This window comes from Hydrocoleum sp. CS-953, assembly GCF_002260545.1.
GTDB lineage: Bacteria > Cyanobacteriota > Cyanobacteriia > Cyanobacteriales > Microcoleaceae > Trichodesmium.
The window spans coordinates 1-4,035 of sequence record NZ_LGSU01000643.1 but is presented as its reverse complement, the minus strand read 5'-3'; the positions used below and the strand labels follow the sequence as shown (position 1 = coordinate 4,035).

The following is a 4,035-nucleotide window of genomic DNA, read 5'->3' as shown; positions in this document are numbered from 1 at the left end:
TAATTTATTGCATCTGAGTTCCCGGAAAGCAGTGGAAGCAGCATTAATGATGCAAGCAACATTTCCTCATATCAACTTTCGCCGAGAAGTGACAGTGGGGCATTTATTATTAGATGTAGATGCACCTACAGGCAAATGGGCAAAAGTAAACCCACCTATTCGTCCCCGTGAAGATGTAGAATATTTATGGCAAGCAGTATTAAACCGACAAATTGACTGGATAGTTAGCGATCATGCCTGTTGTTCGGCAGAGAAAAAAGCTAGCAGTCAAGATCCAGAGAATATTTGGTTAGCAAAATCGGGTTTTGGCGGTACAGAATATTTATTATCTGGAGTTTTCAGCGAAGGGAGCAAAAGAGGAATGTCTTATAATCATATCGCTGAATTGTTATCATGGAACCCCGCACAACGTTATGGTTTGTTAGAAAAAGGCGATATTGCTGTAGGATATGATGCAGACTTGGTACTTTTCGACCCCAATGAAACTTTTGTTGTGCGTGCGAGTGAGTCGGAGTCGCAACAGGGTTATACACCATTTGAAGGAATGGAGTTAACAGGAAAAGTGAAAAGTACATTTTTGCGGGGAAATTTGATTTTTGATAACGGAGAAGTTTTAGGATCGCCCCAAGGAAAATATTTGTCACGACCCTATGGGAAAACAGTTATCAATAGTAGGGGCGGGTTTTAGTCAAAAGTTCGATACTTACCCATCAGATTAAATAAACCCACCCAAATGCACAAAAGTAGGGGCGGGTTTTAGTCGAAAATTCAATACTTACCCATCAAATTAAATAAACCCACCCAAATGCACAAAAGTAGGGGCGGGTTTTAGTCGAAAATTCAATACTCACCCATCAAATTAAATAAACCCGCCCTAATGCAAGGTGTGTCGATCTACTACTGGAATGACATATCTAAAATAGTGCGTTACATCATTGGGGGGCGGGTTTATTTGATCAAACGTGAAAACTCATTAATTTAATGGGGAAACCCGCCCCTACTACTGCACTATTTTAGTTTTGTCAGTTGACTTCTAAATTCTAAATTGCGGGTACTGCAATATTAGCTCAAATATTTATCCAATATCTGATGAAAGTGACGGATGCGAGATTCTTGATAGTTACCCAGAGTAATACCAGGCTTTGCAGATGCTTTCCAACCTTTTTGCAGCAGGAGTAAGTTGGAAGCATCTTGATCTAGCACTGGTCCTGCTTGTCTCAATTCTGGTACATCACTCCAGTTTTCCTCAGATGTCAGCCAATGAATTTTAGCTGCTGGTGGCATAACTCCCGATGTACAAGGTTGCAAGACTAGGAATTCCATAATACAACTATCAGGGTCATTACCATAAGGTCTAAAACGAAACATGAAAGGTTGACCGACACCAGGAAATATCATCAAGTTAGGGAAAATAAAGTAAGAAATTATATCCAGCATCTCTGTATCAGAAACAGTAGAGCAGTCAACTTCTAAATTTTGCTTGAAGCTTTGTCGAGTGACTTCTGCTGCATAAGCACGAGGGTTCATTTCCTCAGATATCTGTAATGTTTCTAGGTCAATTCCCATAAATTCTATCAGACCTGTAGCAGGAGCTTGTGGGTCTCGTAGCTTACCTAGATGGGGACTTTGCACCGCAATTGGCATAATTAACCTATTATGACGACCATAAATGTCATTTTGGGAGTTAGCATCTCCACTGAATTTGAGAATTTGTGGATGTGTTCCAATTACATGATAAACTTCTAAAAAAGCCCCTAGTGCTACTTTCCAGTTAGCAGGCATCACTTTAGCAACGTGAGCTGCTATAAACCTTTCTTGTAAAGCAAACTGTTGGAAATGTTCGGGTAGATTTTCTAAGTAACTCTCAAGAGACTCACAGTCTGGGTCAAAATTAATAAAGACAAAACCCTGCCACGTTGCCACCTTAATTTCAGGCAACCGGAAAGCTTCATCCTCTACTTGTTCAAAATCCCACCGACAAGGAATATGAGCCAGAGTACCATCCAGTTTCCATGTCCAACCATGAAAGGGACATTGTAGAGCTAAAGTATTTCCCTCATCAACACATAACTGAGTTCCACGGTGCAAACAAGAATTGTAGAATGCCTGAATTTTATCAGCTTTACTCCTAACAACAATTACTGAAAGGTCAGCGACATCATATACCACATAATCGCCCACATTAGGGATATTTTCTTCTCGACAAGCCCACTGCCAGACTTTTTTCCACAACTTTTCGACTTCTAAGTTATGATATTCTTGGGAAAAGAATATTTCTCTAGGAATATCAGCAGTTCCTAGATTTTTGATTGACTCTTGTTTGAGTACAGGTGGCACGGTTCGGCTATCCGTTTGTAATATTTCCTGCACTGTTTCCATTTCATCTCTAGTGAAATTTTTGGTAGTCATTTGATTATTGATTAAGATAGATTGCAAATATATCTTATATCATGTTTTGTTGAAATATTGTAGCTCTAGCCATATCGTAGGGTGCGTTAATGAAATGTAACGCACCGCCTATCTCAAATATTTCAATGGTTCGGTGCGTTACGCTGCGCTAACACACCCTACTGGACTACAAACAAGACCGCAAAAATTTACAGAAACTCCAATGATACAAACTATAACAGATTTCTCCCCCAATTTGTTGCAAATGTAAAAATTCCAACCAACTTTCCAGCACTTCCTCCACATCATATTCATCTACATCTATGAATTGAGCTATAGTCTCCACAGAAACTGCTTCTTCTTGCTCGACTAACACCCTCAGCACTCCTAACTCAATTTCTGACAAACCGTCACCAGCCATTTTTTGCCACAAACTCTCGTAATATTCCTCTAAACCTTTCGTAGGGACGTTCGATGTCTTATAAGGGCGAATGCCATTCGTCCCTACAGTCGTCTCCTTCGCTTCCAAAAAGAGGTAAGAATTCCGATCCCCCCCTTCCAAAGGGGGGTTAGGGGGGATCGCTCCCAACACCCGACTCAAATACATAAAATTATTCCCACTTGCAACCACCAACTCTCGACAAAATTCTGCTTCACTCTGATAATTTTCAGCAACCCAAGATTTAATATTTGCTCCCACTTCTGGAATTGCCAAATAATGCTCAATGTATGCTCGTGCATCTGCCTGGTTTTGTTCTGGGAATTGTTCTAAATTCAAGGTTTCGGCAGGAGTTTCAATTAATAAACCAGATTTTGCTCTCAAAAATGGTCTGCGGGCGAGGAGGAAATAGACTTGTTTCGGCAAATATCTGGGTAAGTAGAATATATTGGAGTCTCGTGGTTGACTTTGGCGATCGAGGTTGTCGCATCCATCCACTACTACGATTAATTTTTCCTCTGCTGTGAGGTTGTCGCTAATTTTCTGGAGTAATAGGGATAGATACCAACTGCCTTCCGTAACATTTTCGGGAAGGGTGGGGTTTTGGTCGTCTATTTTTTGGATGAGTTGGGTGCAAATGGTTATGAGAAATTCGTCAGCGCGGTTTTTGCCCTCAACTTCCGCAGTGTAATAAACTGTTTGGGGGTTTTCGATGGTGTAGTTGGCGAGGAAGGCACTTTTACCGCTACCGGGGGAACCGATGAGAGTGAAGTAACCGTGGTTGTGGTTTTGGAGGAAGTTGTTGATGGTGGTGGAGATGAGGGAGCGATCGACATAATTTTCGGTTTTTTGTCGAATGTATTGTTGAAATATTGTTGGGTAGGGGGTGGTTGGAGTTGAAAGTTGAGGTTGGTTGTTCATGGTTGTGTCTCCGTTCCTTCGAGGCGGAGGAAATGTAAGTTTCCTGAAATGTCACCTGCCACAATAGTTATTCCATCTGGTGCAACAGCACAACAATATAGAAAGCTTTCCCCAGTAAAACTAGCAATTTCAGCCCCAGTTTCCATGCTCCAGACTTTGATAGTTTTGTCAAATGAACCGGAAATAACTTGCTTGCTATCAGGGGTTACTGCTACAGCATTTACCCAGTTGCTATGACCTTTGAGGGTATGAATTTCTGCTCCTGTTTCGATGTTCCACACTTTGAT

The 4,035-nt window shown here is 41.1% G+C and carries 4 protein-coding genes; 1 reads left to right on the top strand and 3 read right to left on the bottom strand.

Annotation, left to right across the window (positions count from 1 at the left end; genetic code table 11):
• The coding region (locus AFK68_RS07275) for an amidohydrolase family protein (protein WP_143437658.1) at positions 1 to 688 on the top strand (688 nt) is incomplete at its 5' end.
• Positions 689 to 1,062: 374 nt separating this feature from the next.
• Here the strand turns inward: AFK68_RS07275 and AFK68_RS07270 are convergent.
• The 3 genes from AFK68_RS07270 to AFK68_RS07255 all read right to left on the bottom strand — a co-directional run.
• Positions 1,063 to 2,409, bottom strand: a complete 1,347-nt coding sequence (locus AFK68_RS07270) for an SRPBCC family protein (RefSeq protein WP_094672179.1) — start codon at positions 2,407 to 2,409, stop codon at positions 1,063 to 1,065.
• A gap of 166 nt (positions 2,410 to 2,575) precedes the next feature.
• Positions 2,576 to 3,748, bottom strand: a complete 1,173-nt coding sequence (locus AFK68_RS34655) for an AAA family ATPase (RefSeq protein WP_143437657.1) — start codon at positions 3,746 to 3,748, stop codon at positions 2,576 to 2,578.
• On the bottom strand, positions 3,745 to 4,035 hold a 291-nt coding region (locus tag AFK68_RS07255), incomplete at its 5' end, for a WD40 repeat domain-containing protein (protein WP_371357272.1). The genes AFK68_RS07255 and AFK68_RS34655, both read right to left, overlap by 4 nt.